Consider the following 4,007-nt stretch of genomic DNA (forward strand, 5'->3'; position numbering starts at 1 on the left):
GCCGGTTCCGCTAAACCTGCGCAGGGTTCGCCGAAGCAAAACGGCACGCAGCCAAACGTGCCGGCTAATGACATCAACAAAGCGGCTCAACCGGCAAGGAAATGGGATACGGTAAAACCGGTGAAGCCAATCGTAGGCGGGCCGGGTAGCGCAAGCCGCCCTGATGGTAATAACCATGCCGGTTCCGCTAAACCTGCGCAGGGTTCGCCGAAGCAAAACGGCACGCAGCCAAACATGCCGGCTAATGACATCAACAAAGCGGTTCAACCGGCTAAGAAATGGGAGCCGGTTAAGCCCGTCCGGCCGATTGTAGGCGGTCCGGGCAGCTCAACCAGCCCTGGTAGCAATAACTCGGCAGGCTCTGCCAAACCGGCTAACGGCTCGCCTGCGCAGGACGCGCATTACAATAAAAACGCAGCAAACAGTCAGCCAGAGAACGCCGCTGCAGGAAAAAATGGCAAAAGCGACAAGACGTCAAGGTAAGCCATGATTGAAAGGGAGTAACTTCCCGAAGGAAACGGGCAGGCTGACAACCTGCCCGTTTTATTTCCTCTGCGGCTTTTTGGGTAGCGTTGATTACTCTCCTCCTCAGCCTGTTTACCTCGGCATAGTAAGGTCATCATCGTCGGCCATAATTAGCGGGGTGCGGCAGGAAAAAGCTTGTCTTTGCTCGCCGATACGTTCATAATCGCACCCGTTCGACCTTAAAGGAATTAGAAATCCTTTAAAATCAAGAAGTTAGGCTTTTTGGTGCGGTTGGCGCTTAGCAGTACTTCTTTGCGGGAATAGCTCAGTTGGTAGAGCACGACCTTGCCAAGGTCGGGGTCGCGAGTTCGAGTCTCGTTTCCCGCTCCAGATCATTCATCACTGTCATTTTTGATTAAGTTATCCACAGCCCTGCCGCGGCTGGGTTTCGCTATTTCCGGCCTGCACCGAATAACCTTCAACAGAGTTATCCACAGGTTACGATCTACCCCTGCCTGCTATTCAGGAATATAAAACGCTACGCGATTTTTTTATATCATTGAATTATAAATATAAATTAATATTTTGAATGAGTAGAGAGATCGCTTGCGCTTTCTGTGGCAGTTGAATGGCAACGGCTTTTTATTTTTATGCACAGCGTGTGGAAAACTGGTTCGACAGTGTAAGCGGTACGCCTGGTTATTTATGCGTCGCGCGGCAAACCTTTTTCTATTACGCGCACCAGCCGCTTTTGCTGGCCGCTCTGAACCTCAATCGCGTTTTCCTCTCGCCTTGCCAACTGGCGGGTCAGCGCCCACGTAATGTGTTCGTCCAGCATGGGATTCTCTCCCTGACGGCTTTGCAATACCACCACGTTTTCCTCTGACCAGGGTGCATTGCCCAGCGCTACCGCCACGTTGCGCAGCCAGCGAAGATGACCGATACGTCTGATCGCCGATCCTTCCGTTACGCGGAGAAATGTCGCCTCGTCCCAGGCAAACAGCTCGGTTAAGGGCGGCGCATGAAGCACGGCGCGCGGGCTAAAATCATCTTCGTCCGTCAGCTGGCCGTAACGATTCCAGGGACAGATCAGCTGGCAGTCATCACAGCCATAAATTCGGTTGCCAATAAGCGGCCTGTACGCTTCCGGAATGGCGCCTTCCAGTTCGATGGTCAGATAGGAGATACAGCGTCTGGCATCCACCACGTAAGGTTCGACAATGGCGCCGGTTGGACAGGTTGTCAGGCAGGCAACACAGCGGCCACACTGCTCCTGCTGCGGCGTATCAATCGGCAAAGGCAGGTTGATAAGCAGCTCACCCAGAAAAAACCACGAGCCGGATTCCCGATTTAAAACCAACGAGTGTTTACCGGTCCAGCCCAGGCCAGCCTTGACCGCCAGCGGCCTTTCCATCACCGGTGCGGAATCGACAAAAGGTCTGAATTCAGCCGCCTCACAGCGTTCGCGAATACGATCGCCGAGCTTTTTCAGGCGATTGCGTAATACTTTGTGATAATCGCGGCCGAGCGCATAGCGACTAACGTAGCCAAGCTGCGGATTTTTTAAGGTGCTGGCGAAGGCCGCTTTGGCCGGCAGGTAATTCATGCGTACGCTGATCACGCGTAGCGTGCCGGGCTGCAGCTCATGGGGACGGGCGCGCATCATGCCGTGACGAGCCATCCATTCCATTTCGCCATGGTATTGCTTGTCCAGCCAGGCCTGCAGGCGCGGCTCTTCCGGGCTAAGATCGGTATCACAGATACCGACCTGCTGAAAGCCGAGTTCCAGCCCCCACTGTTTGATTTCCAGGGCAAATTGAGAAAGATCGAGAGGATGCGACATGACTAACCTGAACCAGCTAAATAACCCGACCAGTTTACCCTATTCTGTCTGGCCTGTAGAGGCGATTGCGCAACTTGAGCGTGAAGGGGCGGATGCATTAGGTATTACGCTGTTTGAACTGATGCAACGGGCGGGCGAGGCGGCATTCAGCCATATTCAGGCTTTGTGGCCCGGCAAGAAGCATTGGTTGATCCTGTGCGGGCACGGCAATAACGGCGGTGACGGCTTCATCGTGGCTCGTCTTGCCCGCTCGGCAGGGATGGAGGTGACAGTCATTGCCTGTGAAGGGACAAAAGCGCTACCGGAAGAGGCTGAACAGGCGCGTAATGCCTGGCTTGCCGCGGGAGGGGAAATCCACGCGGCTGATACGCCCTGGCCTGAACAGAACGATATTATTATTGATGCGCTGCTCGGTACCGGGCTGAACCGCGCACCGGGTGACCCGTATGCGCGGCTGATTGAAAAAGCGAACGCGGGCAGCGCGCCGGTTTTTTCCGTGGATATTCCCTCTGGGTTAGTGGCTGCTAACGGTACAACGCCCGGCCCGGTTATTAACGCCACCCATACTATAACGTATATCGCCCTCAAACCGGGTCTGCTGACCGGGAAAGCGCGTGATTACGTCGGGCAGCTGCATTTCCACGCGCTCGGACTGGATGCGTGGCTGGCGGGGCAGGCCGCACCGATAGCGCGCTACGATGCCTCTGTGCTAACGCGCTGGCTGCCACCGCGTAAACCCACTTCCCATAAGGGCGATCATGGCAAGCTGGCGATCATCGGCGGGGATCGGGGTACGGCTGGCGCTATCAGGATGACCGGGGAAGCTGCCCTGCGCGCAGGGGCTGGCTTAGTGCGAGTACTTACTCACAAAGATAATCTTTCCGCGCTGCTGACGGCACGTCCCGAGCTGATGGTGCAGGAATTAAGCGCTCAGGCGATAGAGGAAGCGCTGGATTGGGCCGATTTTATCGTGATTGGGCCAGGGCTGGGCCAGCGTGACTGGGGTAAACAAGCGCTGGAAAAAGTAAAAAAATCCTCTAAACCGATGCTTTGGGATGCTGACGCGCTTAACCTGCTGGCAATCGCTGGCGATAAACGTCAAAATCGTGTTATTACGCCGCATCCGGGCGAAGCGGCCCGCCTGCTGGAGGTAAAAACCAGCGAAATAGAGAGTGACCGCTTACTTGCCGCCCGTAAACTGGCTGAACGCTATGGTGGCGTGGTGGTATTGAAAGGGGCCGGTACCCTTATCGCCAGCGAGGCAGGCGAGATGGCGATTGCCGATGTTGGTAACGCCGGCATGGCAACCGGCGGTATGGGAGATGTGCTATCCGGCATTATCGGCAGTTTGTCAGGGCAAAAGCTTTCGCTATATGAAGCAGCCTGCGCAGGCTGTGTCGCCCACGGCGCTGCGGCGGAAGCCGTATCGCAACGGCTGGGCACGCGCGGGATGCTGGCGACCGATCTGTTTTCCGAGCTGTACCTGTTTGTTAACCCAGAGATCCTGAACAGAAAAGAATGAAGACCGCAATCGCATTGTCCGACGAGGCTGCCACTCTCGCACTGGGAGCCAGCCTGGCCCGCGCCTGTCATAGCGCGGCAATCCTTTATTTGTATGGCGATTTGGGCGCGGGAAAAACCACGTTCAGTCGCGGTTTTTTACAGGCGCTGGGCCACCAGGGCAACGTGAAAAGCCCGA

4 protein-coding genes and 1 tRNA gene are annotated in these 4,007 nt (G+C 55.9%); 4 read left to right on the plus strand and 1 reads right to left on the minus strand.

All coding sequences use genetic code 11. The features are described from left to right. Both RTK32_RS19780 and RTK32_RS19785 read left to right on the plus strand, forming a co-directional pair. Positions 1-483, plus strand: a 483-nt coding sequence (locus RTK32_RS19780; protein WP_312046955.1) for a hypothetical protein, incomplete at its 5' end; no start/stop codon positions are given. Positions 484-779: 296 nt separating this feature from the next. After that, positions 780-855: transfer RNA gene (locus RTK32_RS19785), tRNA-Gly, on the plus strand. Positions 856-1,168: 313 nt separating this feature from the next. On the opposite strand, the gene queG is transcribed toward RTK32_RS19785, so the two are convergent. After that, positions 1,169-2,308 carry a tRNA epoxyqueuosine(34) reductase QueG gene (gene queG, locus RTK32_RS19790; RefSeq protein ID WP_312046956.1) on the minus strand — a complete coding sequence of 380 codons (1,140 nt, stop codon included), beginning with the start codon at positions 2,306-2,308 and terminating at the stop codon, positions 1,169-1,171. Between queG and nnr the strand changes: the two genes are divergently transcribed. After that, positions 2,307-3,830, plus strand: coding sequence for a bifunctional ADP-dependent NAD(P)H-hydrate dehydratase/NAD(P)H-hydrate epimerase (nnr, locus tag RTK32_RS19795; protein ID WP_312046957.1), 1,524 nt, complete (start codon positions 2,307-2,309; stop codon positions 3,828-3,830). The two genes, queG and nnr, sit on opposite strands and share 2 nt — an antisense overlap. Then, on the plus strand, positions 3,827-4,007 hold a 181-nt coding region (gene tsaE, locus RTK32_RS19800), incomplete at its 3' end, for a tRNA (adenosine(37)-N6)-threonylcarbamoyltransferase complex ATPase subunit type 1 TsaE (protein WP_312046959.1). The genes nnr and tsaE, both read left to right, overlap by 4 nt.

Source organism: Erwinia sp., assembly GCF_031978025.1.
In the GTDB taxonomy this organism is placed as follows: domain Bacteria; phylum Pseudomonadota; class Gammaproteobacteria; order Enterobacterales; family Enterobacteriaceae; genus Erwinia.

Excerpts from the sequence above, each read along its gene's own strand:
- nnr (WP_312046957.1), top strand. The coding sequence starts at position 2,307 with ATGACTAACCTGAACCAGCTAAATAACCCGACCAGTTTACCCTATTCT.
- queG (WP_312046956.1), bottom strand. The coding sequence starts at position 2,308 with ATGTCGCATCCTCTCGATCTTTCTCAATTTGCCCTGGAAATCAAACAG.